The following is a 26800-nucleotide window of genomic DNA, read 5'->3' on the forward strand; positions in this document are numbered from 1 at the left end:
GCTCATGCTTCACCCTCTTCTGTCATTTCTGCTTGGGCTTGTTCGTCTGACTCATCTTCAGACAACAGGCTGCCTTGGCTCGGCTCTTTAGTGTGCACGACCGCTTCGCCATCACGGATAAGACGTAGCTGTGCTTCACGCACGTCATCACCAACACGAACCTCAGCACCAAAACGGAATACCGCTTCACTGATACTGAACTTGCCGGTTTCACCGATGTTGATGAGCATACCAAGACGACGAAGACGACGAAGTGAAGTGCGAACTTTCTCAAACAACTTCTCTTTATCCAGATCAGAGCCCGTCGCTCGGTTCGTTACCAGCTTCATCAGCTTGTTTTCATCTGCTAGAGCAAGCAATTCGTCGTAAAGCTCTTGGTTGGTGAAGATGCCTTCGTGTGCGAGACGCTCGGGGCTTAGGTAAAGGAAACACAGAACCTTACCTACCAACATGTCTAGCTCAGAAAGAACACTACGCCCAATCAAAGACGTTGAGCGTGGACGAAGATAGAAGAAACCTTCTGGCGCTTTCACCAATTCGGTGTTGTAGCGCTGGTAGAAAGACGAAAGCTCAAGTTCAAAATCCGACAACAATGCGTGGTTGTCCAGATCTTCACTTGAAATATGACGCCCTGCTCGAAGCATACTGTCTAATGCTGGAAACAGAGGGTTAGAAATTGCTTTTGCCAGATTATCTGACATGTATTCATTAATATCGGTCGATGACATTCGCTTGTACCTTTGCCCCAAATTCATTGATTGCTTTCCAGTCTGGTTGAATCGCTTGGTAATCCGATTCCGAATACCCCAGACGCACGGCTTGATCAACAATAATTCGAGCTAAATCAAAATGATGAGTGTAAGGGTGCTGCACGAGGTAATCCCGCAGTACCACACTCAAATCGATTGGTGTTTCTTGCTCTTTATGCGCTTTTAGCATGTCACCAATTCGCTCAGACAGCTCATCATTGACTTGTTGAAACTCTTCGTATTCTACTTCCATCGGAACCAGGCCGGTGACTTCGTCATCACGTAGCACCAACGCCTCGTCACGAAGGTCAGAGAGCCTTTCTGCATCTGCATAAATCAAATACCAAGGCATATCGAAGTAATCTTTGATGGATTGACGTAGACGCGAGCTAAACGCTCGGTTTTTATCCATATCAATGGCGGTACGAATAAACTTGTGGACGTGTCGGTCGTAACCAATCCAGAGGTCGATGGCTTGCTGGCCCCAACTCGTGATCCGGTCTAATTTCATTTGTAGACCAAATAGAGCTTCATCAATAAACTCCAACTCAGGATCACCGTAAACAAGCTCTTGGATGTCTAGGATCTGAGTTTGCAGCTCATCACTGGCGGCTTGCAGCGTATCTTGAAGTTCACGCAACGTGCTGGAGGTTTCTGATAGTAACGCTTCACAGTTATTAATCGCGTCACGCCAGTCTTTGTTCAACAGATCGGCGATCTGCAATTTAACCGACTGCTGCTGTTCATCCATCACACGTTGGTTCAGGTCTATTTGGTCGAAAATTTCGCCCACGGAATATTTCAAAACCCCATATACGTTTTTCTTCCAATGGCCCGGCGTGCCACCTTGTTGTGCCGCGTCAATCGCCTTCGCCATCTCATCCGCTATCATGGATAGTTGGATAGATAAGCGAAGTTTCGAGAACTCACGATGACGCAAATAGTGGTCGGTGATTCCTATCGCTAAAGGCGACAAGCGGTAAATGCTCGATCCGTCAGTGATCTCACTGACAAAACGGCTAATAAGGCGCTGCTTGACCATCTCGTTGATGGCGTTGTTCGCACGAAAAGCAGAGGCTTCACCAGTCTCATCAAAAAGTCGAGTGACGATGGCAAATGCGTCGTGCAATTCACCTTCACCCAGTTCTTCATCGAACCTTTCATTACTTAGTACAGCGATGGCTATCAAAAACGCCAATCGCTCAGTGGTCAGGTTCAACGAGAAATCGTGCTGCTTAACCCAGCCAACCAACTCATCGATTGGTTGCTCTGCAGCATTGAGAGTCATCTCACTCATTGTTATTCCTGTTTATCATTCTTTTTAGCCCACACGTGAATGTAGCGGCCTAATGAGAGGTATGGCTCTTGTCGACAAAGTTGTTTTTCTAGCGCCAACACATCTTCAAACTCGTAATCACCCATGTATTGCATATTGCCGATGTAATCACTGAACGAGCGAATACCAGATTTTCCACAAATACTAAAACCCGAGTCTTCTATCCATTGGTAGACCTCTTCAGGTTTTAAGCCTTTTTGCGGCTGTAGTTTAAATCTTTTTCGGTGAGGCATGCCGTCTAGAACATGGGGAATGTTGCCACAAACTACGTTTTTATAAACTAAACCATGGTGGTTGTAGAACATCACCGATGCGACGCCTCCGGGTTTTACTTGCTCCAATACTGTCTTAAGTGCAGTCTTAGGGTCGACTAACCACTCCATCACGGCATGGAACATAACAAGATCCACCTGCGCCTCCATATACTCACCAATGGATTGGACAGGCGAATGAATCAGGCGATACTGCTCAAGCAAACCGTTTTTTTCAATATCCTGTTTGGCTAGCTGCAGCATTTCCGAAGATAGATCACATAAAGCAACATGATGTCCGAGCTTAGCAAGCTTTTGCGACATTTGTGCCAAACCACCACCAGCATCTAAAACATCTAGGGGTTGCTGCTCAGCATCTAATTCACTTAGAATCTGTAGAAAATCTTCCCACACAATGATTTGGCGGATCTCCCCTTTATCGGAGCCGTAAATATTTTTTGCAAATTTGTGGGCGATATCGTCGAAATTGCGGTCTTCTGTCACTTCTGCTGAGTTATCATAACGGATTGTGCCGCTATTCTGGCACAAGGAAAGCAGGAATAAAGAGGGGTATCCTCATTTTTATTATCAATTGATGTTTTTTCGGACTATTTATGTATGTTTGAGCTGAAAAAAGTAGTATCAGCCTTGTTTATGCCTCTACCGGCATTGCTGCTGATAGGTTTGGTGGGGCTTGCTCTCATTAGTTTTACTACCAAACGTAAAACTGGCTGTTTCGTTGTTCTGTTCTCTTTTGTCGGCATTTTCCTTGTTGCCTTCCAGCCTGTTTCAACTAAACTTCTTATGCCATTAGAGCGAGAGCATAAAGCTTTTTTGCCCGTATCTGGCACTATCGACTACGTGATGGTTTTAGGGAATAGTCACGTCATCGATGACGAAATCCCTCCCACCTCTCAGTTAAGTCGTGCGGCGTTAATGCGCTTAACAGAAGGCATTCGTATTTTACGTATGTACCCAGGAGCTAAGTTCATTTTATCTGGCTATGCCGGGGGCTCTGAAATTAGTCATGCAAGGATGATGGCTAATGTTGCATTAGCATTAGGTGTTGCGAAATCGGATATTATTTTATTAGAAGATGCGAAAGACACATGGGAAGAAGCTCGGCAGGCAGCCGCTTTTGTCCAGCAAAAAGAGATTGTGTTAGTTACGTCGGCAAGCCATATGAGCCGAGCGCTGTATGAATTCCATGCCGCGGGCATAAAACCAATTCCAGCACCAACGAACTTCTTAGCGATTAGTGATATCAACCAACCTTGGGATAAATACTCCCCTAAAGCTCGTTACTTGGAACAAACTGAGCTTTATTGGCATGAGTATCTGGGCAGTATTTGGCAAAGATTACGTGACACCGTAGGCCAAACGCCGATGGTTGAGGCTGAATAAGCACATCACTCATCTCTGAGACGATCAAAAAAGGGTGAGCCGTTAGGCTTCACCCTAAGTTATCCTGAATGTAATAGCTATATTCAAATAGTCTCAAGAGGTTTAATGATTAACCTTCAACAACCTTCATCAACAACTGACCATCGTAAAGCGCTTGCTTTATCAGCGCAGCACCTGGCATTGTCGCCTGCTTATAGAAACGTGACTCCACCAATTCTAAGTCTTGGTGATAGACAGGAAGGCTCTGCTCTTCAATACAACGGCGAACCGCTGGATAAAGGACTTCTTTCGCTTGATTAATAACCCCACCAATCAAAATCTTTTCTGGATTAAATAAATTAATCACAATAGCAATCGCGGAACCTAAATAGCGCCCAAGCTTTTCAATTACATCCACGGCTAAGGTATCTCCGTTAGCTGCCGCTTCACAGATGCTTTCGATACTCATTTCCTCTTGCTCAGTAAGAATCGACGCTTCACCCTCAGCCAGTCGCCTTACCACTTCGTCACGAATCGCTTGCGAGCTTGCAACGGTTTCCAAACAGCCGATATTGCCACAGTGGCAACGCTTACCGTTTGGGTCGATTTGAATATGACCAAGTTCACCAATATTGCCATGACGACCCTGTAAAACGCGACCATCAAGAATAATCCCAGCACCTAAACCATGATGAATGGAGATAAGGACCGAGTTATCGTTTTCTTGGGAGTGACCAAAAAGCTTTTCTGCTAATGCCCAAGCGCGGGTGTCATTAGCAATAAATACGGGTAAGCCCGTTGCTTTGTATATCTCTGGGCCCAACGCTAGATTTTCGACATTATAGTGAGGCATTTGCAGCACCACACCTTGTTCAGAGTTCACAAGGCCAGGCAGCGTAATTGCAATGCTGGTAACACGATCTAGTTGATCGGCATACGTTTGAAAAAATTCTTCAATTTCATAAAGTAAGCGTTCGAGTACGTCTTCTTGGTCACGTTCATGAATTTCGATTTTGGTATCGATAAGCACATCGCCACCCAGCTCATGAAGTGCAATGGTTAAATAACCACGACCTAAACGCATCGATAAGAATTGCCACCCCTCATTGTTGACCTGCAAACCCACGGCAGGTCGGCCACGACTTATGGCTTCTTGTACCGTCGTTTCATGAATCAAGTGTGCTTCAATTAATTCTCGCGTGATTTTGGTGATACTCGCAGGCGCAAGCTCACTCTGCTTTGATAAATCAATTCGAGAGATTGGACCCTTTAGGTCAATTAGTTTATATACACGACCAGCATTGACCTGTTTGATATGATCAATATGGCCCGGTTGAGCCATGTACATCTTGCACTCCGAAATTCTATAACGAGACAATTTTTTTACTTTGCGAACTAATTGTGAAGTGAATTAATAAATCCCCGTGACAAGCATCACGTATAAACCTGTTTGTTTGTGTATTCAATCAAATAACGAAGAATCTACTCCTGTTAAATTGTTTGAAAAATAACTTATTTTATTCACCAAATTAGGTGAACAGCACCCGCTCGTACTGAGCCTCCTTACAAAATAGGGACCAAGTTCTCTATGAAATATCTGTCGTTTTGTGAAGGTTACGCTTAATGTAAAACATTCTCTGCATATACTTAAATCCTAAACGCCACTGACCCAACTTAAAAACCGCAACTAAGCGGTCGGGTAAAATAAGAATAGAATTCGAGCAACTTTGATCACACACATTCATCGGAGAACCTATGACTTCCAAATTAAGACGAACCAAAATTGTCACCACGCTTGGTCCTTCAACGGATAAGGACAATGTACTTGAGGAGATCATCAAAGCCGGTGCGAACGTTGTCCGCATGAACTTTTCACATGGTACCAGTGAAGATCATATTAAACGCGCCAAAAACGTGCGCGCTATTGCGGCAAAACTTGGACGTCAGGTAGCAATCCTTGGCGATTTACAAGGCCCAAAAATCCGCGTATCCACCTTTAAAGACGGCATCGTCATGCTCAATGTGGGTGATACATTCACGTTAGACAGCGACCTACCCAAAGGCGAAGGTAATCAAGAGTCAGTCGGATTAGATTATAAAGAACTGCCACAAGATGTTTTACCCAATGACATCCTATTACTCGATGACGGACGCGTTCAACTGCAAGTGACCAGCGTAAAAGGTAATAAAGTCCATACACGCGTGGTTGTTGGTGGACCACTCTCCAACAACAAAGGCATCAATAAAAAGGGGGGAGGTTTATCAGCCGATGCGTTAACGGAAAAAGACAAAGCCGACATCATTACCGCTGCAAAAATTCAAGTCGATTACCTTGCTATTTCTTTCCCGCGCAATGGCGAGGACATGCATTATGCACGGCGATTAGCTCGAGACGCAGGTTTAGAGCCGATGTTAGTTGCCAAAGTGGAGCGTGCAGAAACCGTTGCAAGCAATGAAACTATTGACGACATTATTCTCGCATCCGATGTGGTGATGGTCGCTCGTGGCGACTTAGGGGTAGAAATTGGCGATCCTGAACTCATCGGCGTGCAGAAAAAACTGATTCGTCGTGCTCGCAGCCTAAATCGTATTGTCATCACCGCGACACAAATGATGGAATCAATGATTACCAACCCAATGCCAACTCGCGCCGAAGTAATGGACGTCGCCAATGCGGTTTTAGACGGCACCGATGCGGTCATGTTATCCGGAGAGACCGCTGCAGGTAAATTCCCGGTAGAAACCGTCAAGTCGATGGCTGAAGTATGTGCCGGGGCAGAAAAAATGTCTGAAGCAAGCCTATCGAATTACCGCTTAGACCGTACATTCGAAACTGCCGGAGAGACGATTGCTATGGCAACGATGTACTCTGCGAACCATATGGAAGGAATTGAAGCGATGATTTCGTTAACGGAGTCTGGTAGAACGGCTTTGCTGATGTCTCGCTTAAGCTCAGGCTTACCGATTTTTGCGCTCTCACGTAATGAATCAACCTTGAATCGAGCCGCTCTTTATCGTGGTGTAACACCAGTATATTTTGAATCGAATTGTGATGCAGGCTTACCAACAGCTCAAGCAGCGATTGCCAGCCTCAAGGAACAAGGCTTCTTGCATGAAGGTGATTTAGTCATCATCACTCAGGGTGATGTAATGGATGTTGTTGGCTCAACCAATTGCATGAGAATTCTGTCAGCATAAACTTTACGGATATGTAAGGGCTCCATTAGGAGGAAGCCCTTATGACTCCCATGCTCTGGTCTTATAATAAGCGGTTACGCACTCTCTCTGTCATTAATGTTGATATTAAGCTGCTCATAAAGCTGAACAAGATTAAACCCAGCTTGGAGCCCAAGTTGATAATCATGCTCCAGTGATTCAGGATCACTTAGCAGAGAAGAAGCACGAAGCTCCTCTCTTGGTGCAATTTGCAAAATAAATGTATCGTCAGGCGGCGTAGACAAAAAAGCTTGGGTAAGCTCAAACGTTTGATAATGTATCATCAGCATGTCCGCCAACCCCGAATCAAAATTCTCACCAACCAAATGACTTAATCGATATAAATTGTCAGCGCCAAACAGCCAGCGTCCACCATTTAACAACATTTTCCCAGAAAGTTTAGATTGATGAGTCGCATTGATTTTCTGCTGAAAGAAAAACGCCCAATCGGACTTCCATTGATTCACTTTTTGTTGCCAAGATTGCTGAACCAAGTTTATCGATTCACGATACCATTCGACAGGAACATCCCCCACTTCACTTTGGGCCCTAGCTTCAATCTCCGAAAATGGTTCGGTTCTAATAACAATGATGTTACGAGCGTTCTGACGCCAAGCCTCTTGAACAGGAATTGAGGCAGCAACTCCACCATCAACAAACTTCGTGCCATCCACATCTACAGGACCATGATACAACTTAGGAACTGCACATGTAGCCAGCATAGTATTGAACCAAGCATCGCCTAAAATCGGCATATATTGGTCAGACAGCGTATCCACGTTAGTGACCGCAGCGAAGGCTCCCCTGCCCCCTAAAGCAGCACGACCCAAATCGAGATCCAACTTGTAGGGAAAACCTTGAATTCTTTCTAGCGCCCACTCTAAACCTAAATACTGCTGCCTACGGATGTAGCGGAACAGGTTGAAGAACTCAGTAGAAGTCGTAAGGTCGGTAATAAAAGCCTTTCCCATACCGTGTTGACGACATAAATAGGCACATAAGTTAAGTGCACCAGCAGAGGTGCCATAAAACTCATCGAAGGGATCAAAATTGGAAAGTAAAAAAGCATCTAATACCCCGGCGGTAAAAATCCCTCTCTGCCCTCCTCCTTGTGTGACTAGAGCGGTTTTGCCACGCCTAAAATGTTCATAAACATCTATGTCGAGCTCAGTATGGCTTTCGGTAATTATACCGCTGTTACGTATCATAGGCTGATGCCATTTCGTTAAAGCGTTTCGTGAAGTAGCTACCTTAAGCCGTTGTAATTGCAATAATTCCAAACGACAAAAGTACTGCAAAAACAATAACCACAATGATTAATGCGGATTTTAGATCGTATTCCATATACACCTCCCTGATCTTTAACAAAAAAATAACACCAGTGTGAAACATGTTCAAGATCTGCTTGATTTAGTCGCACCAATTTGACTAAGCCATCACAATTAGTTTAGTCATGATAAGGAGATAAAACATGGACAATAAATTCCATTGGCTCGTTGGAAGCCTGTTAGTCAGTTTGGCGGCAAACGCTCATGCCAACATTGCAATTACTCCCTTTGTCGGCTATGCGGGTGGCGGTCAGGTAGAAGATGAAAACGGAAATGCCTATGATTTTGACCCAGCGATAAACTACGCCTTGTCAGTTGAAGCTCCATTTGAAATAGGTAAGATTGGGGTGTTTTACTCAAACCAATCCACAGGTCTTGAGCAACTATCAAATTCCGCCAATATTCATTATCTGCAATTTCAAAGCAGTATTTACTACCCTATTCAACAAGGTTGGCAAGCCTATATTGGGGTTGGTGTTGGTGGGTCTTATACCGATGTTAATTGGGTGGATAACAAATATGGCTTCTCTGCTAGCGCTTTTACGGGCCTCGAATATGAGTTTTCAAAAAATGTCGCACTCACCGCTCAATTAAGGTGGCTTGGCACCGTGGTGGATAACGATACCTCTGGAGCCTGTACATTACCTAGCGATGGTTCAAGTTGCATCATTAAGTTTGATACCGATTGGATGAATCAATTTCAATCTAACATTGGCTTTAGTTTTCGCTTCTGAGTGATCATTATTTCGCTGCTCGCTTCCAAAGGTAACTCACTAAAACCAGCATTTTGGGATCAATTGATACAAAGTATTATCTAGTGGGTGTACAAAATATAGACGTACACCCTAAATTCAAAAAATAGTCTATAAAACTAGAGAAACAATAAATACTCAGTCGTTTATCCCTATTAACCCTCAAAAATCCAGCACAAATCAACCAGCAAGCTATAATTTAACAAGATTAAAACCACACAACACAGCACTATTAACATTTATATTCTATTGCGCTCACTATTATTCGAAGTTAGTCTGCTTAACGAAACAGATAAATATTTCAGTTTTATCAAACACACATCAAACTATTAAGATTAAACATCTAATTCCCTTACAGATTAACAGAATATAACTCTGCAAATGGATAATAATATAGAATTAAGGGCAGACAATCTGATGGATAACAGTTGTCCTTTCTTTTAACAATTTGCTCAGTATTACTGTGTCACAGAGGGAGCTTCATTCCTTAGGGAGTAGTATAGGAGTCAAATATGAAGCGAGAACAATGGGGATCCCGAGCGGGATTCATTTTAGCAGCAGTCGGGTCTGCTATCGGGTTGGGAAACATCTGGCGTTTCCCATATATGGCGTATGAGAACGGTGGTGGCGCATTTTTTATTCCTTACCTTTTTGCCATGATCACTGCCGGTATTCCATTCATGATCCTCGAATTCAGTATGGGACAAAAATATCGTGGTTCGGCACCAAAAACGTTAGCAAAGATCCACTCCAAATTTGAGTGGCTTGGTTGGTTTCAAGTGGGTGTTGCCGCAGTCATCGGCGTTTACTATGTGGCCGTTATCGGCTGGTCAATTTCTTACTTTGGGTTGTCATTTACCCAAGGCTGGGGAACCGATACTAATGCGTTTTTCTTCAGTGAATACCTAAAGTTAGGTGACAATTCACCTACAGAGCTGGGTAGCATTCAATGGAAGATTGCGTTGTCGATAATGATTGCTTGGGCCATCACTTACACCGCCATTGCCAAGGGTGTAAAATCCGGAATTGAACGTGCATCAAAAGTCATGATGCCAGTCTTATTCTTGATGGTAATTTTCTTAATCGGACGCATGGTGCTGCTACCAGGAGCATTGGATGGTGTGAACTACATGTTCGAGCCTGACTTCAGCAAAATCTGGGACGTAAAAGTATGGGCAGCCGCATATGGCCAGATTTTCTTTACCCTAAGTATTGGTTTCGCCATTATGCTGGCGTATTCAAGCTACTTACCTGAGAAATCAGACATCACGAATAACGCCTTTATGACGGTGTTGATTAATTGTGGTTTCTCCATTCTCGCCGGTATCATGATCTTCTCTGTCTTAGGTTATATGGCTCAAGAACAAGGTAAACCGCTAACCGAAGTCGTTTCTGCTGGTGTTGGCCTTGCTTTTGTTACATTACCTGCCGCAATTAACCTGTTACCTGCGCCATATATTCTTGGTCCTCTGTTCTTCTTCGCATTGGTTGTTGCGGGCCTAAGTTCACACATATCCATTATGGAGGCCGTTACATCAGCGATTATCGATAAGCTTAAATGGAGCCGTAAGAAAGCGGCAAACGTAGTGATTGGAACAGGTTTTGTTGTTTCTATGGCGTTTGCTACCAATGGTGGCCTGCTGCTGCTCGACCTTGTTGACCATTTTGCAAACAACGTTGGCATCATGGTTGGTGCCTTAATTGAAATCGTACTGATGGCATGGCTATTGAAGCGTGTACCGGAAGTTCGTGATTACGTGAATCAACGCTCTGACTTTTCTGTTGGTCAATGGTTCGAGATCTGCTTACGCTTCGTGACACCTATCATGCTCGCTACCATCTTAGCAACGAAGCTTTATGCGCTATTTACCGAAGGCTACGGTGGCTATGATCTAACATTGGGCTGGGCGCTGATTGCAGCACTCTTCACCTTTGGCCTAGTGATCAATGCAGTAAACCGCAAGGAGACAGAAAAATGACAATCAGTGCAATTATTATGATGGTAATTGGTTTGGGAATGACTTGGGGCGGCGCGGCCTTTTGTATCAAGCGAGCCATGGATAAGCAATAATTTAATAGGTAAAACGTCGGCAAGCAGCCGACGTTTTTTATATTAACCATCGTAAATCAGTGGTCATGAATGGTGCAGGAAAAGCACTCGAGAACAAGGCATATTGTTCAACAAAGCGGTGACGTTACGAGCAATGCCATGCATAAAAAAGTTAACACCGTTATCGAGTCGTTTAATAAGCTAAGATGACCAGTGATTTACTGTATATCCAATTACATTTAAAAACGGTATTTGATACCAACGGCACCACCAAGCTGTAAGTCAGCGCCTTTATAAAGATCGAGTTCTGGATGTATTTGCCCATAAACATCCCAGCCATTTGATAGATCCCAGTTCACACCAAGTGGCACTCGCACACCAAATTCATCATCCCATTCATACCACCCACCGACGCCAACATACCACGTCACAGGTACGTTTTGTTCAAACCTTCCACGCTTAGCAATATAGTCAAACGCCATACCGTCGTTACCGATAATGCCACGGTATTTATTGTCCAGTTCCACTACAACACTTAACTGTTGATCAACAGCCATACCAACCGACAAATTAGTCGGTTCATTTGCCGCCATTGTAGTTCCAGAAATGAATCCTGTGGCAAGAATTAGTTTGTTCTTCATACATGTCATCACTTATTTAAAAACACCATGTGCTATTCAAACATAATGAGTTTTCATTATGTCAACGATGAGTAAGCTCAACGTATAAAAAGACTGACAAAAGTGAAGATGAGTTTAAGATCACATTCGTGATCAAGCTTATAAGCACCTATCTCGAAACTAAAAAAGGAGGCCTTAGCCTCCTTTTGATAATTATGAATAGTTGTGATTATCCGTGGTTACGAATCCACTCATCCATTTCTGTTTTCAGATTGTCAGACTTAGTACCAAAGATGGCCTGAACACCACCAGCAACAATAACAACACCAGCAGCGCCAAGTTGTTTTAATTTGTCTTGGTCTACCGCCGCAGTATCCGCAACTGCGACACGTAGACGAGTGATACATGCATCTAGGCCAGTAATGTTTGCTTTACCACCGAATGCTGCAACCAGTTCGCCTCCCATATCAGAATCTGAAGTTGCGAGTGCACTTTCAGACTCATCTTCACGGCCAGGCGTTTTTAGATCCAGCGAAGTGATAACTCCGCGGAACACTACGTAGTAAATTGCAGCGTAAACGAGACCAACACCAATCATTAGAACCATCTTCTGAGCGTTACCAGATAGCACTAGGAAATCAATCAGACCATGAGAGAAAGATGTGCCGTGTACAAAGCCTAGAGTGTTCGAAACAATGTAGGCAGAACCCGCTAGTAGTGCGTGGATACCGTATAGTAGTGGAGCAACGAACAGGAATGAGAATTCGATAGGCTCAGTGATACCAGTTAGGAATGAAGTCAGAGCTGCTGACGCCATGATACCCATTACTTTCGCGCGGTTTTCTGGTTTAGCACAGTGAGCAATCGCAATTGCTGCCGCTGGTAGACCAAACATCTTAAACATGTAACCACCGGCTAGCTGACCGAAGCCATTACCAGCAGCACGAGATGCTTCGTCGGCAACTAAATAACAAGTCAGAACGCCGTTTTGAGTTTCACCTGCAGCGTTAACACAAGTACCCGCTTCGAAGAAGAACGGTACATTCCATACGTGGTGAAGACCGAATGGAATTAGAGAACGCTCAACCACCCCATAGATACCGAATGCTAGTTGTGGATTTTGGTGCGCAGCCCAGTCAGAGAATGCAGAGATTGCACCGCCGATTGGTGGCCAAATGACAGAAAGGATTACACCAAGAAAAATCGCTGCGAAACCAGTGATAATTGGCACAGCACGCTTACCAGCAAAGAAGCCAAGATACTCTGGGAGCTGGATTTTGAAAAAACGGTTGAATGCCCAAGCAGAAATACCACCGACGAGTATACCGCCTAGTACACCAGTTTGGATTTTTTCAACACCCATAACGCCAGCCATAACGCTTAGCGTCGCGGTCATGATACCGTAACCAACGATTGCAGCTAGACCTGCCACACCGTCGTTATTAGTGAAACCTAGCGCCACGCCCACGGCGAATAGAAGTGCCATTTGGCCGAATACTGAACCACCAGCTTGTTCCATTAGATCAGAAACAATCTCTGGAATAAAGCTTAGATGGGCAGCACCGACACCTAGTAAAATACCTGCAACTGGTAAAACTGATACTGGAAGCATCAGCGACTTACCAACTTTTTGCAGGTTCGCAAAAAGATTCTTAAACATGTTTATGCTCCTGATAAATTTATAAGTATTATTTGGGCACTAACGGCACACCCCCGTAGCCTAAAGGTTAGCACCCTATGAAAATGTAACCACAACTGCATTATATTTTCCGGCTCTAAATATATATTGATGACCCTCAAACTTTCTATACAGCTACGAAATTTAGTTTCAAAACAAGTCTTAAATCACACCCCAAAATAGCCAATGAAAAGGTTTGCATCCATCTTAAGCATTGTTTTAAAAGACTTTTTTTATTTATATGATTAATTTTAAGGCGTAAATAAAATACATGTCAATGTTATTTTTAGTAACAAAATTACATTTGTGACTTTTGAATACTATTAAATCAACATTTTTAGTAAACATTAAACCAAAGGGACTCTTTGATGGATTTACAAACAAAAAAGGAACTTTCGTTCCTTTTTTATGCTTTCACCAGTTTTTCATCGCAAAAAAAGATTCCGGAAGTTTTCGGTGGTTTTTTGTGCAACTTCCGAAAGAGAACACGATTTTAACTGTGCAATATAAGAGGCAACCTCAACAACATAAGCGGGTTGGTTCTCTTTCCCGCGATGAGGAACAGGTGCCAAATAAGGCGAATCTGTTTCAATAAGCAGTTTGTCCAAAGGCAAAGCCTTGACCACTTCTTTTAGTTCAGTAGCCTGCCGAAAAGTCACAATGCCAGAGATTGAGATATAGAAACCTAAATCCAGAGCAGCTTGTGCAAATGGTAGGTCTTCGGTAAAACAATGGATTACGCCACCACATTTTTCTGCCCCACCGTTACGTAAAATTTCTAAGGTATCCGCACGAGCGTTTCTGGTATGGATAATTAATGGTTTGTTAAGCTCCACCGCAAGATCAACGTGTTGCTCAAAACGCTCTTTCTGTAACGCGACGGTCTCTGGCTTGTAATGGTAATCTAAGCCAGTCTCACCTATGGCGACGACTTTTTCATTCGAAGCATGGTGACGTAACATGTCCATCGAAAAGTCGCTTTCAACATCAAGTGGGTGTACACCGCACGAAGCATAAACATTCTCATAAGGCTCGATCATTTCCATCATTTTTGGGAAAGAATCCAGTGTTACTCCCACAGAAAGTAGCTCAGTTACCTTTGCTTGTTTAGCTTTGTTAATAACGTCTTCAACATTGATGTGAAGATCGTCGTAATTCAATTTGTCTAAATGACAATGCGAATCTACGAACATAATGCCTCTCGTGATTCAATTAACCAGTTCATTGATAGTAGCTCAAGGTTTAGACCTGGAAAGGCTTGTACCTGAGCTTTTAGGTCCATCAGCGCCTTCGCTGATGAATACAAACCGTTATAGTTGTTCGGTTGAAACTTTATCGCGCCAGGAAGCATTTGTGCTTCTGATACACCAAACAACGCTTTCTGAGCGTCTGTCAGTAAATACCATGCCCAGTCTAGTGATTTCTCCGAGTGTTTAACCATTAAAGAAACACACTCAGAAATATCTGAGACAGGAGAAGACATCGCCTTAATAAGGCTACGCTCAAAAGCCAAATAGGCATCGAGATCGCCATTATTTAACGCATCCAATGTTTTTATCGGAGAGCCCATATTCAGTTTTAAGGCATAAGCAGGAACTTGCTGTGCCCCTTTTTCGAGCATCCATTGCATCGCTTGTTCCGTTGACGGCGGCGCAACAACCCAGTGTTGGCAACGGCTACGAATGGTTGGAAGCAGACGATTCTGATTGTGGGTAACGAGCAAAAACAAGCACTTTGCCCCAGGCTCTTCTAGCGTTTTTAACAATGCATTCGATGCCGACTCGTTCATTGCGTCAGCCGGTTCGATCACGAATAAACGATAACCATTGAGCTGAGACGACTCTTGAGCGAGACGGTTGCAAGTACGAATTTGCTCAACCGTTATCGCCTTGCCTTCTTTCTCTGGCTTAATCCAGTGCAAGTCAGGGTGACTTTGGGAATGATTTAATTGGCAGCTATGGCAAAAACCACATGCTTCATCGCTGTAATTTTGACAAAAAAGTACCTGACTAAAAAGCTCAACTAGCTTTTCTACGGCCAAGCCCGGATCACTCTGCAGTAAAAGGGCTCCCGGTATTTTGTCCGAACCCAACCCTACTTTGAGGTTATTCCAAACAGGCTTCAGCCATGGGTAATCATTTAACATGAGTCACCTAAAATCCACATTTCACTTATTGACAAGACAGCCATTCATTTAAAGCACCTTTAATATTGCGAGAGACTTCTTCAATACTTTGCTCTGCATCGATAACAACAATTGAAGGATCGTTATGCGCTATTTCTAAATAACGTTCACGTGTACGTTCAAAGAAGCCGATATCCATTTTCTCGATACGATCAAGCTCACCTCTTCCACGTGCACGCTCAAGTCCTACTCGAGGATCGATATCCATATAAAGTGTGAAAGCGGGTTTAAACTCACCGAGTGTTGTATCACGCAAACTTTTCATCAAAGCCGCATCAATTTGACGACCGCCCCCCTGATACGCTTGAGAAGACATGTCATGGCGATCCCCCACCACCCACTGACCGTTAGCCAAGGCTGGCTTGATCACATTTTCAACCAACTGAACACGTGCAGCGTAAAGTAGCAGTAGCTCCGTCATGTCTTGTAGCTCTTCACCTTCATGCTCTTCCTTGACCAGAGCACGCATTTTTTCAGCCAGAGGGGTTCCGCCTGGCTCACGGGTATTAATGATATTATCAATCCCCGCTTGATTTAACGTGTCCAATACCGTTTTAATCGCAGTGCTCTTCCCCGCGCCTTCTAGGCCCTCAACGACAATAAAATTTGCTTGCATCATTTAATTCTTTCTTAGTTCTCTTAAATAGGCTCGTACGGCACGATTGTGCTCAGCAAGGGATTTGGAAAAGACATGTCCGCCCTTACCGCTCGCGACAAAATAAAGGTATTTACTTTTCTCTGGATTCAATGCCGCCTTAATCGACGCTTCCCCAGCCATGGCAATCGGTGTAGGTGGCAGGCCGTTAATCACGTAAGTATTGTAAGGTGTGGCTGTGCGCAAATCTTTCTTTCGAATGTTACCGTCGTATTCGTCACCCATTCCGTAAATCACCGTTGGATCCGTTTGGAGTCGCATACCTTTATTCAAGCGATTCACAAACACAGAAGCGACGCGCTCACGTTCAGTATCAATCGCCGTTTCTTTTTCGATAATAGACGCCAGAGTCAAGGCTTCATATTTATCTTGAAGCGGGAGATCTTCTTGGCGCGTCTCCCAGTTCATATCTAAAATTTTATTTAGCTTACGATGTGCCCGTTTTAATAACTCACTTTCGCTGGCACCAGCGGTGTAATGATAGGTTTCAGCTAAGAATAATCCTTCCAACTTATCACGTTCAATTCCTAGCTTAAATGCCATCTCTTTTTCAGATAGACCCGTTAAGTCGTGGTCTATATGAGGCGCAGTTTTGAGCTGTTCAATCCACTCGGAAAAACGACTTCCTTCAACAAAAGTAATCGCAAATTGATGCTCCTTTCCGTTATTAAGATGCTCTAATACTTGGTACAACGACATTTTGGGATCGAGTAAGTAGGTACCCGATCGAACTTGTAAAAGTTCTGAATAAAGATGAGGTATTAAGCGTGTATATTCAGACGCTTCTATTACTTTATTTTCCACTAAATCACGTATGACGTGGTGAAAACTTGTGCCATTCTCTATTGTAAATAGCTGAGGTTGCTCTAATAGAACTGGCTTTTCAACGTATTGTTTCGCCTGTGAAACAACGTAAAAAACAGCTGCTGCACCGATCATTGCCATCAGCACAACAAAAACCAACAGTTTTTTAATCACGTAGTTAAATTCCCTTGCAGTCGTTGAGTCAATTTTCCAATAGGAAATAAAATTTTACTGTTGGATTCTGTGATGCTGCGAATAGGCACGACACCCAACAATGAATTACACATGAATGCCTCATCAGCATCCAAGAGGTCTGAGAGACTAAAAGCGTCCACTACCATCTCCGTATTGACAACCTTTAGGTATTCAAAAACCTTACGGCGCATTACGCCCGCGACGCCTGACTGCGTCAGTTCTGGAGTGAACACTTTATTACCTTTAACCCAAAAAAGGTTGGCCATTGTAGTTTCAATGACATGATTTTGCACATTTAACGTCACTGCGTCCGAAAATTCAGAGTTATCAATTTCCGCCTTTGCGAGAATCTGCTCTAAACGGTTGTTATGCTTGTGCCCTGCAAGTAAAGGTTGAATACCAAGACGCATCTCACAAACGCCTAAATGCACACCTGTCTTTCGCCATGCTGAGTAATGAGAAGGAAAAACAAAATTGGAAATGGTCACCACCGGACCTTCTATCCCATTCGGACTGTATCCTCGCCCTCCGACCCCACGACTGACGTGAATTTTTATACCCGCTCGCTCATTAGACAGTGCGGCACGCAGAGCCCAATCATGCACGACTTGCCAGTCAGGTAAAGGTATCTGCAATGTTTGAAGACAAGAATCCATACGCTCGATGTGTTCGGGCCAGTAAGCCAACTTACCGTATTTGGTCAAGATTGTAGTAAAGCAGCCGTCCCCATACTGAAAGGAACGATCTCCTAATGATACATGCGTCTGTGGAACGCCATTTACCCAAAACATTCACTTACCTTCAGTTGCAGACAACAAATAAAACAAAACGGCTCAATGCTAAGCATCGAGCCGTTAGAATACAAGTTTCACTTATCTAAATAAGGTTAGATAGTGTTACTCTGCGATTTTTTTGAAGATCAAAGAACCGTTTGTACCACCAAAGCCAAATGAATTACAGATTGCGTATTCCATACCTTCAACTTTGCGCGCTGTATGCGGTACAAGGTCGATGTCTAGACCTTCTTCTGGATCATCTAGGTTGATCGTTGGTGGAACGACTTGGTCGACTAGAGACATCACCGTGATGATAGCTTCCACAGAACCTGCTGCCCCCAGTAGGTGACCAGTCATAGATTTTGTTGAAGACACAAGTACTTGCTTCGCACCTTCTACACCAAGAGCACGTTTCACGCCCTTGATTTCTGCAACGTCGCCTGCCGGCGTTGAAGTACCATGTGCGTTTACGTAGCCCACTTGAGTACCTGAGATGTTCGCGTCACGCATTGCCGCTTCCATCGCAAGCGCACCACCAGAGCCGTCTTCGCTTGGAGAAGTCATGTGATAAGCATCACCGGACATACCAAAACCAACTAGCTCAGCATAGATCTTCGCACCACGTGCCTTCGCGTGTTCGTACTCTTCAACAACCATAACACCAGCACCGTCACCAAGAACGAAGCCATCACGGCCTTTATCCCATGGACGAGATGCTTTCTGCGGATCGTCATTCCGAGTCGACAGTGCTTTAGCTGCACCGAAGCCAGCCATACCGAGCGGCGTGGACGCTTTTTCTGCACCACCAGCAACCATCACATCTGCATCACCGTACGCGATCATGCGTGCTGCATGACCAATGTTGTGCAATCCTGTTGTACATGCAGTAGAAATCGCGATGTTTGGACCACGAAGACCACGCATGATAGATAGGTTGCCTGCAACCATATTTACGATGGTCGAAGGAACAAAAAACGGACTAACTTTACGAGGGCCTTTTTCAACTAATGCAGTATGACCAGTTTCGATAAGATCTATACCACCAATGCCTGAGCCGATGGCAACACCAACTCGAGCTGCATTTTCTTCGGTAATTTGTAAGCCAGAATGATCAAGTGCTTGGATACCCGCTGCGATGCCGTACTGGATAAATAGATCCATCTTACGAGCATCTTTTTTAGACATGTATTCTGTGCAATCGAAATCTTTAATAAGACCTGCAAAACGAGTTGAGAAGTTCGTAGTATCGAAGTGATCAATATTTACGATACCGCTTTGACCTTCTAGCAGGGCTTTCCAAGATGATTCTACTGTGTTGCCTACCGGTGACAACATACCCATGCCAGTGACAACTACACGACGCTTGGACACGATATAATTCTCCGGGAATTGAATGTTTCTATGAGAGGATAGAAGAGGTTAGAAAGAACACAGGCGGTCTTGGAGACCGCCTGGGAAAGATAATTACTGAGCGCTGTTTACGTAGTCGATTGCAGCTTGAACAGTAGTGATCTTCTCAGCTTCTTCATCAGGAATCTCAGTGTCGAATTCCTCTTCTAGAGCCATAACTAGTTCTACAGTGTCTAGAGAATCAGCACCCAGATCGTCAACGAAAGAAGCTTCGTTTTTCACTTCTGCTTCGTCTACACCTAGCTGCTCAACAATGATTTTCTTTACGCGTTCTTCGATGTTGCTCATTTTTCTTTTCCTTTACAGATTTCGCCTAATGCGATGATTCCGTAGTTTATTCGAACTATTGAAAGTTGCAAGGGGGTCCTTGCTGGTCAAACCACAAAATTAGTGAATTTAACCGAATTTCAATACATTTTTGACTTAAATCATGCACAAATCTTGCGCATAAGCATAACAAGTTCATGACCGTTAACTGCAACTATAGATTATTTTCCATAATGTAAAATAGCTTATTTTGCACTAACTGTCTCATTAAACCATGTACATGCCACCATTTACATGCAAAGTTTCACCAGTAATGTACGCTGCTTCAGGTGAAGCAAGGAAAACTACTGCTGATGCAATTTCACGTGGATCACCTAAACGACCTGCAGGCACGTTCGACAACGTTGCCGCACGTTGCTCATCATTTAGTCCCTTCGTCATGTCAGTTTCGATGAAACCAGGGGCAACAGTATTCACTGTTATACCACGAGACGCCACTTCACGAGCCATTGATTTAGTGAAACCAATCACACCCGCTTTTGCTGCTGCGTAGTTAGTTTGACCAGCATTACCCATAGTGCCAACAACAGAGCCTACGTTGATGATACGACCCGAACGTTTTTTCATCATGCCGCGTAAAACTGCTTTAGACATGCGGTAGATAGGCGTTAGGTTGGTATCAATGATGTCGTTCCACTCATCATCTTTCATGCGCATCAGTAGGTTGTCGCGAGTAATACCAGCATTGTTTACTAAAATATCGATAACACCAAACTCTTCATTAATGATTTTAAGCGTTGATTCGATAGACTCTACATCAGTAACGTTAAGTGCTAAACCTTTACCATTTTCACCAAGGTACTCACTGATTGCAGCTGCGCCACTCTCAGAAGTAGCAGTACCAATCACGGTCGCACCTCGCTCTACAAGAAGTTCCGCGATCGCACGACCAATACCACGGCTTGCGCCGGTAACGAGTGCAATCTTACCTTCTAGATTCATCATGTTGTGTTTCCTTTTCTTATCGCGAACTTTACTGGCTGATACGTTACTTCGCTGATTCCAACGAGGCAACGTCATTCACTGCCGCAGCAGTCAGCGTTTTCACGATGCGTTTTGTTAGGCCTGTTAAAACTTTGCCAGGGCCAAGTTCAACAAGATTTTCAACGCCTTGCTCGCTCATCAACTGCACAGTCTCTGTCCAGCGCACTGGGCTATGAAGCTGACGAACAAGTGCATCTTTAATTTTTTCAGGGTCGGTCTCTGCAGCCACATCAACATTATTGATAACCGGAATTTGCGGCGCATTGAACTCAATTGACTCTAGTGCTACTGCAAGTCTTTCCGCTGCTGGCTTCATTAGCGCACAGTGAGAAGGCACTGAAACAGGAAGAGGAAGCGCACGTTTCGCGCCAGCTTCTTTACATAAAGCACCCGCGCGTTCAACAGCATCTTTACTGCCTGCGATAACAACCTGACCAGGTGAGTTAAAGTTAACTGGAGAAACGACTTCACCTTGTGCTGCGTCTTCACACACTTTCGCAATTGCATCATCATCTAGGCCGATGATTGCATACATTGCACCAGTACCTGCTGGAACCGCCTCTTGCATTAGCTTACCGCGTAACTCTACCAGTTTGATGGCTTCCTTAAAGTCAATCACGCCAGCACATACTAGTGCTGAGTATTCACCTAAGCTATGACCAGCAAGGTTTGCAGGTTGCTTAAGACCTAGCTCATGCCATACACGCCAAATAGCAACAGATGAAGCTAGCAACGCAGGCTGAGTCCGGAAAGTTTGATTTAAATCTTCCGCTGGGCCATTTTGAACAAGCGCCCATAGATCGTAACCTAGTGCTTCAGATGCTTCTGCAAATGTTTGTTTTACTACATCATATTGTTCGCCTAGATCCGCAAGCATACCTACAGCTTGAGATCCTTGACCTGGAAATACGATAGCAAACTTGCTCATGTTGTTTTCCTTTAAGAAAAGTAAAATGAAGTAAGACGCCCTTTCGCGCATCTTAAATTTGAATTTTCGTGAAGCTTAGAACTTCACCAGAGCCGAGCCCCATGTGAAACCGCCGCCAAATGCTTCCAGCAACAAAGTCTGTCCACGCTTAATACGACCATCACGCACAGCTTCGTCCAACGCAGTCGGTACTGTCGCCGCCGATGTGTTACCGTGTCTATCTAGCGTAATGACTACTTGGTCCAGAGACATTGAAAGCTTCTTCGCTGTCGCGGAAATAATGCGGTAGTTCGCTTGGTGCGGCACTAGCCAGTCTAATTCAGACTTGTGCATGTTGTTTGCTTCAAGGGTATCTTTGACCAATTTTGACAACTGAGTAACCGCGACTTTGAATACCTCGTTACCCGCCATGTGAAGCCATTGGTCAGCATCTTTACCACGCTCGGGGACCGGAAGGCTCAAGAGCTCACCGAATTGACCATCCGAGTACACGTGGGTAGAAATAATGCCAGGCTCTTCGCTCGCACCAATGACAACAGCACCCGCAGCATCACCAAATAGAATGATGGTTGAACGATCTGTTGGATCACACGTTTTCGATAGCGCATCCGCTCCCATCACAAGCACGTTTTTACACATGCCAGATTTGATATGTTGATCAGCTACAGATAACGCATAAACAAAACCAGAACAAGCAGCGGCCAAGTCGAATGCAGGACAACCTTTAATACCAAGCTTTGCCTGAACCTGACATGCAGATGAAGGAAAAGTATGGCTACTACTCGTAGTCGCAACGATAATCAGGTCGATATCATTTTTATCAATCCCGGCCATATCGATAGCGTTTTCAGCTGCGTAGAATGCCATGTCTGCAACAGTTTCATTTTCTGCAGCAATTCGACGCTCTTTAATACCCGTGCGAGCAACGATCCACTCATCACTTGTATCTACCATTTTCTCTAAGTCTGCGTTAGTACGCACCTGAGATGGCAGGTAGCTGCCAGTACCTAAAATTTTGCTATACATGAAGACTAATAATGCCTCTCGAGTAAAACCGCTTCCAAACGATCGCTAATACGGCTTGGTACTTGTCGTTTGACCTCGTGTACTGCTTCGCCAAGTGCATTGACAATCGCAGATACATCTGCACTTCCATGGCTTTTTATGACAATGCCGCGCAATCCTAGCAAACTTGCGCCGTTATACTGGTCGGGGTTCAGTGTTTTTAGTTCATTAAATAGCCGAGAAAACAACTTTCTAGCAATCCAGCCTTTTATCGTAGACGCCATGATGCTGGTTTTTATTTTTTCGATAAAAAGTTGCGCTGTTCCCTCACTGGCTTTTAAGCATACGTTACCGACAAACCCATCACAAACGATGACGTCTGCAACATCATGCAAAATTTGATTACCTTCAATATAACCGACAAAGTTGATCGCGTCGGTCTGAGAAAGCATTTCTGCGCAACGTTTGACTAAATCGTTACCTTTAATCTCTTCTGCGCCAATATTGAGTACAGCAACGCGAGGAGGACAACCTAAGTGCTGTTCTGCTAATGCACTGCCCATTACAGCAAATTGGAACAAACTGTCGGCATCACACGATACATTCGCACCTAGATCTAGCATCCAAGTACGCTTTCCAGTAATCGTCGGTAAAGCCGAAACTAAAGCAGGACGTTCAATACCAGGCAGTAGCTTGAGAATAAAACGCGACAGCGCCATCAAAGCACCTGTGTTACCCCCGCTCACGCAAGCATCCGCTTGCTGCTCAGACACCAAGTCGATAGCGATACGCATAGAACTGTTTCGGCTATTGCGTAATGCCCATGATGGCTTTTCTGAGTTCGAGATAACTCTCTCGCTATGAGAAATAGTCAAGCGAGAACTGGTAGAGGCATCTAATTGAGATAGTTGAGACGTGATCAGAGATTGATCACCTATAAGAATCACTTTTAGCTCTGGGAAATGAGACAATGCCTGCACGGCGGCAGGCACTGTTACGCGTGGACCGAAATCCCCGCCCATTGCATCAAGTGCAACGGTAATACTTTGCAAAGGTTCAACCTTACTTGTTGATAACCTTTTGACCACGGTAGTAACCTTCAGCAGTTACATTGTGGCGTAGGTGAGTTTCACCAGAAGTCGCGTCTACAGATAGTGCAGCTGTAGTTAGCGCATCGTGTGAACGACGCATACCGCGCTTAGAACGAGTTTTACGGTTTTTTTGTACGGCCATTGACCCTACTCCTATACTATTGGGTTAAAAACCTGAGCCTGAGTAAGCGGTTATTACACCAATTACTTTTTCAGATTTTTCAAAACGTCGAATGGATTCGGTTTCTTTTCCTCAATTTCTTCAGGAAGCTCACCAAAAACCATGTTATTTGAGTCAACGCTACAGTCCGCTTCATCGTGCATCGCAATTTGAGGTAATGCTAAGATGAACTCGTCCTCAACCAGTTGTACAAGGTCTAATTCACCATACTCATTTAGATCTACCAAATCATAAATTTCTGGTGCTTCCTCTTCACTCTTCTCACCGTAGTAAGGAGTGTAAAGGAATTCAACTTCACACGCGTGTGTGAATACCTCATTACAACGCTGACATTCTAAATCGACATCGATGCTAGCTTTACCAGAGATAACAACGAGTCGCTGTTCATCCATCTCAAATGACAATGAGACTAGTGCGTCGCGTTTTACGCCTTCAGTTGTTTCCGCTAAACGTTTGAAAAGACTGTCTTGGATGATACCATCGAAGTCCAATCGTTTCTGTGCCGTTTTTGCCGGATCAACCGTTCGCGGTATTTTTACCTTTTGCATAGGGCGCGAATATTATCTTCCAATTCAAAATTAGTCAAAGAAAAAGGCAAAAAAGTTATACTTTTTTACGCTTAACATACAGAGCATTAGCCAGAATCATTTTTGATCGATTATCCTATCGGAAATGCTCTCACGGATTGTAATTCAAAATGAAAAATTACCAACTGGTTTTAGCCTCAACTTCCCCTTTTCGTAAACAACTGCTTGAAAAGCTTTCACTTCCGTTCATTTGTTTATCACCGGATTGCGATGAAACACCTTTTAACCAGGAAGCCCCTCTTGAATTGGTACAAAGACTGGCCAAAGAAAAAGCAATATCTTGCCAAACGGATAAAGCAAGTTTAGTCATCGGCAGTGACCAAGTTTGTGTCATTGATGGTGAAATCGTTGGCAAACCGTTAAACAGAGATAACGCGATAAACCAACTTCTGGCTCAAAGTGGAAAAATCATCACTTTCTATACAGGCCTTGCGGTACATAACACCGTTACAAACCATACAGAAATCGGCTTTGATACCTTTGAAGTTCACTTTCGAGAGCTAACTCGCGAACAGATTGAACGCTATGTTGATAAAGAAGCGCCTTTTTACTGCGCAGGCAGTTTTAAAAGCGAAGGAATGGGGATATGTCTATTTAACAAATTAGTGGGTAAAGACCCGAATACACTTGTCGGGCTACCACTGATTGATTTGATTGATATGTTGCGTGTTCAGGGACTCGATGTCCTTTAATCCAAATACTATAAAAAGGGAGCCACAGGTTCTCTTTTCGTATCCGCGAGGAAAACATGGTTACGCGTTTCTTAAACCCGCCAACACTTTTTCTAGTTTCGGTTCCATCGGTGCATTGATTTCCATCCACTCATCATTCGAAGGGTGCTGAAACTTGATATTCGCTGCATGCAAGAACAAGCGATCAAGCCCCACTTTGCCTGTATAGGCATCAAAACGACGGTCACCATATCGGTCATCCCAAGCAATTGGATGACCCACATATTGAGTGTGAACTCGGATTTGGTGAGTGCGACCAGTAATTGGACTGGCTTGGATCAGCGTCGCTTGCTCAAACTTTTCTAGAACTTTAAAGCGCGTTTCAGACGGCTTACCATTAGGGTTAACACGAACAATACTGTTCACTTCGTTTTTAAGCAGCGGTGCATTGACAACCTTACAACTGCTTTTCCATTGTCCCATGACAAGAGCAAAGTAAAACTTTTTCACTGTCTTTTCACGAAACTGGGCTTGCAAGTGACGAAGTGCAGAGCGCTTCTTAGCGACCAGCAGGATGCCTGAAGTATCGCGGTCAATACGATGCACAAGTTCAAGAAAACGCGCCTGCGGCCGGAGCGCACGGAGCGCTTCAATCGCGCCAAACTTTAAGCCGCTACCACCATGCACAGCGGTGCCTGATGGCTTGTTTAGAATCAACATATGATCATCTTCAAAGATGATCATATCTTCCAACTCAGCGACTTTATTGAGTTTCGTACTTGGTGCGACGGCGTCATCTTTTTTCTCGACTGTCACAGGCGGAATGCGCACGAGATCACCGGCTTTTAGTTTGTACTCGGCCTTAATCCGCTTTTTATTTACGCGTACTTCACCCTTACGCACGATTCTGTAAATCATGCTTTTAGGAATATCTTTTAATTGGTTACGCAAGAAATTATCAATGCGCTGCCCCGCCATATCTTCGTCGATATCAACGAACTGGACTTTTGTTCTTATTTCGCTCATGGTCGGTATTGTAAACGCAATTTCGCGCGAGTTCACATTATTCTTATAGCAAAAGAAACACTCGAGCGAACAAAACGCTCTAAACCTCGCCAAGCTTTTGTTTAATTTATGAAAACTCCCAATAAAGTTCTCGATTTGCTTACTCTCTTGCTCAGTTCCTTCCTCTCAATTGCTTATGAAACAGCCAGTTATAAATTAGAAGTTTGAATTTAGCGGCAATTTTTCTATCGTTTGCGTCAAAGCAGATTGCTGATAGCCACACGCACTGCTATAGTTCACAGCTGCTAAGGAAGGTTTGGTTACATTTTATTCATTACCAATCATTTATCCTCAGCAATGTGAGTAGATCGTTGAAGGTCGAGTGCAGCATTGGCGTAAGACACATCGAACTCAATACTCTTGCCACCCTACTCCTCGCATAATCACGTTGAGTACTTACCGCCCAAATAGCGGGTCACAAGTCTACGTTTCCAACAGAAACCTTAAAAAGATTTGTGATGACTGAAGTGCCCGAGAGCATCCCCTTCCAGCCGGGAGGCTGCAAATTATAAGCCATGGGATCAGGCACCGTGAAAGCGCGAAAAACAGTGGCAAATCGACAGAAAGACATAG

General features: G+C 44.0%; 28 protein-coding genes. 6 read left to right on the forward strand and 22 right to left on the reverse strand.

The features are described 5' to 3' along the window. Positions 1-2: 2 nt before the first annotated feature. Genes mukE through cmoM form a run of 3 tightly spaced genes read right to left on the reverse strand, consistent with a single transcriptional unit; the run spans position 3 to position 2840 of the window. On the reverse strand, positions 3-728 hold the full coding sequence (mukE, locus tag AC3D28_RS06020) for a chromosome partition protein MukE (protein WP_488535870.1): 726 nt from the start codon (positions 726-728) through the stop codon (positions 3-5). Next, positions 709-2046 (reverse strand): chromosome partition protein MukF, encoded by a 1338-nt coding sequence (mukF, locus tag AC3D28_RS06025; protein ID WP_488535871.1) that lies wholly within the window; start codon positions 2044-2046, stop codon positions 709-711. Before mukF ends, mukE begins: the two co-directional genes overlap by 20 nt. A 2-nt stretch (positions 2047-2048) precedes the next feature. Next, on the reverse strand, positions 2049-2840 hold the full coding sequence (cmoM, locus tag AC3D28_RS06030; protein ID WP_488536062.1) for a tRNA uridine 5-oxyacetic acid(34) methyltransferase CmoM: 792 nt from the start codon (positions 2838-2840) through the stop codon (positions 2049-2051). A 114-nt stretch (positions 2841-2954) separates the two neighbouring features. Here cmoM and elyC point away from each other — a divergent pair, with 114 nt between their 5' ends. Continuing rightward, positions 2955-3740 (forward strand): envelope biogenesis factor ElyC, encoded by a 786-nt coding sequence (gene elyC, locus AC3D28_RS06035; RefSeq protein WP_098415276.1) that lies wholly within the window; start codon positions 2955-2957, stop codon positions 3738-3740. A 109-nt stretch (positions 3741-3849) separates the two neighbouring features. Here elyC and mlc read toward each other — a convergent pair whose 3' ends face one another. Further along, positions 3850-5067, reverse strand: a complete 1218-nt coding sequence (gene mlc, locus AC3D28_RS06040; RefSeq protein WP_488535872.1) for a sugar metabolism global transcriptional regulator Mlc — start codon at positions 5065-5067, stop codon at positions 3850-3852. A gap of 407 nt (positions 5068-5474) precedes the next feature. Between mlc and pyk the strand changes: the two genes are divergently transcribed. Next, positions 5475-6917 (forward strand): pyruvate kinase, encoded by a 1443-nt coding sequence (gene pyk, locus AC3D28_RS06045; protein WP_488535873.1) that lies wholly within the window; start codon positions 5475-5477, stop codon positions 6915-6917. A gap of 74 nt (positions 6918-6991) precedes the next feature. Here the strand turns inward: pyk and AC3D28_RS06050 are convergent, their stop codons facing one another. Next, positions 6992-8143, reverse strand: a complete 1152-nt coding sequence (locus AC3D28_RS06050; protein WP_488535874.1) for a patatin-like phospholipase family protein — start codon at positions 8141-8143, stop codon at positions 6992-6994. A gap of 43 nt (positions 8144-8186) precedes the next feature. Continuing rightward, positions 8187-8327, reverse strand: coding sequence for a cytochrome bd-I oxidase subunit CydH (gene cydH, locus AC3D28_RS06055; RefSeq protein WP_488535875.1), 141 nt, complete (start codon positions 8325-8327; stop codon positions 8187-8189). 79 nt (positions 8328-8406) lie between these two features. On the opposite strand from cydH, the gene AC3D28_RS06060 reads away from it, so the two are divergent. The 3 genes from AC3D28_RS06060 to AC3D28_RS06070 all read left to right on the forward strand — a co-directional run bounded on the left by AC3D28_RS06060 (position 8407) and on the right by AC3D28_RS06070 (position 11086). Then, complete coding sequence (locus AC3D28_RS06060) at positions 8407-8997, forward strand: outer membrane protein (RefSeq protein WP_488535876.1); 591 nt, start codon at positions 8407-8409, stop codon at positions 8995-8997. Between the two features lie 530 nt (positions 8998-9527). Beyond that, the gene (locus AC3D28_RS06065; protein ID WP_098415270.1) at positions 9528-10994 is read left to right on the forward strand and encodes a sodium-dependent transporter; all 1467 of its coding nucleotides are present in this window, start codon (positions 9528-9530) and stop codon (positions 10992-10994) included. Continuing rightward, positions 10991-11086, forward strand: coding sequence for a MetS family NSS transporter small subunit (locus AC3D28_RS06070; RefSeq protein ID WP_098415269.1), 96 nt, complete (start codon positions 10991-10993; stop codon positions 11084-11086). The genes AC3D28_RS06065 and AC3D28_RS06070 overlap by 4 nt, the downstream gene beginning before the upstream one ends. A 218-nt stretch (positions 11087-11304) precedes the next feature. Here AC3D28_RS06070 and AC3D28_RS06075 read toward each other — a convergent pair whose 3' ends face one another. The 15 genes from AC3D28_RS06075 to yceD form a co-directional block, all read right to left on the reverse strand. Further along, on the reverse strand, positions 11305-11706 hold the full coding sequence (locus AC3D28_RS06075; RefSeq protein WP_488535877.1) for a hypothetical protein: 402 nt from the start codon (positions 11704-11706) through the stop codon (positions 11305-11307). A gap of 208 nt (positions 11707-11914) precedes the next feature. Continuing rightward, positions 11915-13345, reverse strand: a complete 1431-nt coding sequence (gene ptsG / locus AC3D28_RS06080) for a PTS glucose transporter subunit IIBC (protein ID WP_488535878.1) — start codon at positions 13343-13345, stop codon at positions 11915-11917. Positions 13346-13788: 443 nt separating this feature from the next. Then, on the reverse strand, positions 13789-14556 hold the full coding sequence (locus AC3D28_RS06085; protein ID WP_488535879.1) for a TatD family hydrolase: 768 nt from the start codon (positions 14554-14556) through the stop codon (positions 13789-13791). Next, positions 14547-15509, reverse strand: coding sequence for a DNA polymerase III subunit delta' (locus tag AC3D28_RS06090; RefSeq protein WP_488535880.1), 963 nt, complete (start codon positions 15507-15509; stop codon positions 14547-14549). The genes AC3D28_RS06085 and AC3D28_RS06090 overlap by 10 nt, the downstream gene beginning before the upstream one ends. 25 nt (positions 15510-15534) lie before the next feature. Next, positions 15535-16167 carry a dTMP kinase gene (tmk, locus tag AC3D28_RS06095; RefSeq protein WP_098415264.1) on the reverse strand — a complete coding sequence of 211 codons (633 nt, stop codon included), beginning with the start codon at positions 16165-16167 and terminating at the stop codon, positions 15535-15537. Further along, entirely contained in the window at positions 16168-17181 is a 1014-nt protein-coding gene (gene mltG, locus AC3D28_RS06100) for an endolytic transglycosylase MltG (protein WP_488535881.1), read from the reverse strand. Further along, positions 17178-17993: an aminodeoxychorismate lyase gene (pabC, locus tag AC3D28_RS06105; protein ID WP_488535882.1), complete on the reverse strand. Its 816-nt coding sequence runs from the start codon at positions 17991-17993 to the stop codon at positions 17178-17180. Before pabC ends, mltG begins: the two co-directional genes overlap by 4 nt. 105 nt (positions 17994-18098) lie before the next feature. After that, positions 18099-19349: a beta-ketoacyl-ACP synthase II gene (gene fabF / locus AC3D28_RS06110; protein WP_488535883.1), complete on the reverse strand. Its 1251-nt coding sequence runs from the start codon at positions 19347-19349 to the stop codon at positions 18099-18101. A gap of 93 nt (positions 19350-19442) precedes the next feature. Continuing rightward, on the reverse strand, positions 19443-19676 hold the full coding sequence (acpP, locus tag AC3D28_RS06115; RefSeq protein WP_004406112.1) for an acyl carrier protein: 234 nt from the start codon (positions 19674-19676) through the stop codon (positions 19443-19445). Between the two features lie 246 nt (positions 19677-19922). Continuing rightward, positions 19923-20657: a 3-oxoacyl-ACP reductase FabG gene (gene fabG / locus AC3D28_RS06120; RefSeq protein ID WP_179885681.1), complete on the reverse strand. Its 735-nt coding sequence runs from the start codon at positions 20655-20657 to the stop codon at positions 19923-19925. A 46-nt stretch (positions 20658-20703) separates the two neighbouring features. Next, positions 20704-21627 carry an ACP S-malonyltransferase gene (gene fabD, locus AC3D28_RS06125; protein ID WP_488535884.1) on the reverse strand — a complete coding sequence of 308 codons (924 nt, stop codon included), beginning with the start codon at positions 21625-21627 and terminating at the stop codon, positions 20704-20706. Positions 21628-21702: 75 nt separating this feature from the next. Continuing rightward, positions 21703-22653, reverse strand: coding sequence for a beta-ketoacyl-ACP synthase III (locus AC3D28_RS06130; RefSeq protein WP_488535885.1), 951 nt, complete (start codon positions 22651-22653; stop codon positions 21703-21705). A 5-nt stretch (positions 22654-22658) separates the two neighbouring features. Continuing rightward, positions 22659-23684, reverse strand: a complete 1026-nt coding sequence (gene plsX / locus AC3D28_RS06135) for a phosphate acyltransferase PlsX (protein WP_488535886.1) — start codon at positions 23682-23684, stop codon at positions 22659-22661. Positions 23685-23694: 10 nt separating this feature from the next. After that, complete coding sequence (gene rpmF / locus AC3D28_RS06140; RefSeq protein ID WP_005396978.1) at positions 23695-23865, reverse strand: 50S ribosomal protein L32; 171 nt, start codon at positions 23863-23865, stop codon at positions 23695-23697. Positions 23866-23927: 62 nt separating this feature from the next. Beyond that, the gene (gene yceD, locus AC3D28_RS06145; protein WP_488535887.1) at positions 23928-24452 is read right to left on the reverse strand and encodes a 23S rRNA accumulation protein YceD; all 525 of its coding nucleotides are present in this window, start codon (positions 24450-24452) and stop codon (positions 23928-23930) included. A 149-nt stretch (positions 24453-24601) separates the two neighbouring features. Between yceD and AC3D28_RS06150 the strand changes: the two genes are divergently transcribed. Then, on the forward strand, positions 24602-25183 hold the full coding sequence (locus AC3D28_RS06150) for a Maf family protein (protein ID WP_488535888.1): 582 nt from the start codon (positions 24602-24604) through the stop codon (positions 25181-25183). A gap of 60 nt (positions 25184-25243) precedes the next feature. On the opposite strand, the gene rluC is transcribed toward AC3D28_RS06150, so the two are convergent. After that, positions 25244-26188 carry a 23S rRNA pseudouridine(955/2504/2580) synthase RluC gene (gene rluC / locus AC3D28_RS06155; RefSeq protein WP_488536063.1) on the reverse strand — a complete coding sequence of 315 codons (945 nt, stop codon included), beginning with the start codon at positions 26186-26188 and terminating at the stop codon, positions 25244-25246. Between the last annotated feature and the right edge of the window lie 612 nt (positions 26189-26800).

The sequence above is a fragment of the Vibrio sp. TAP-3B genome (assembly GCF_057784735.1).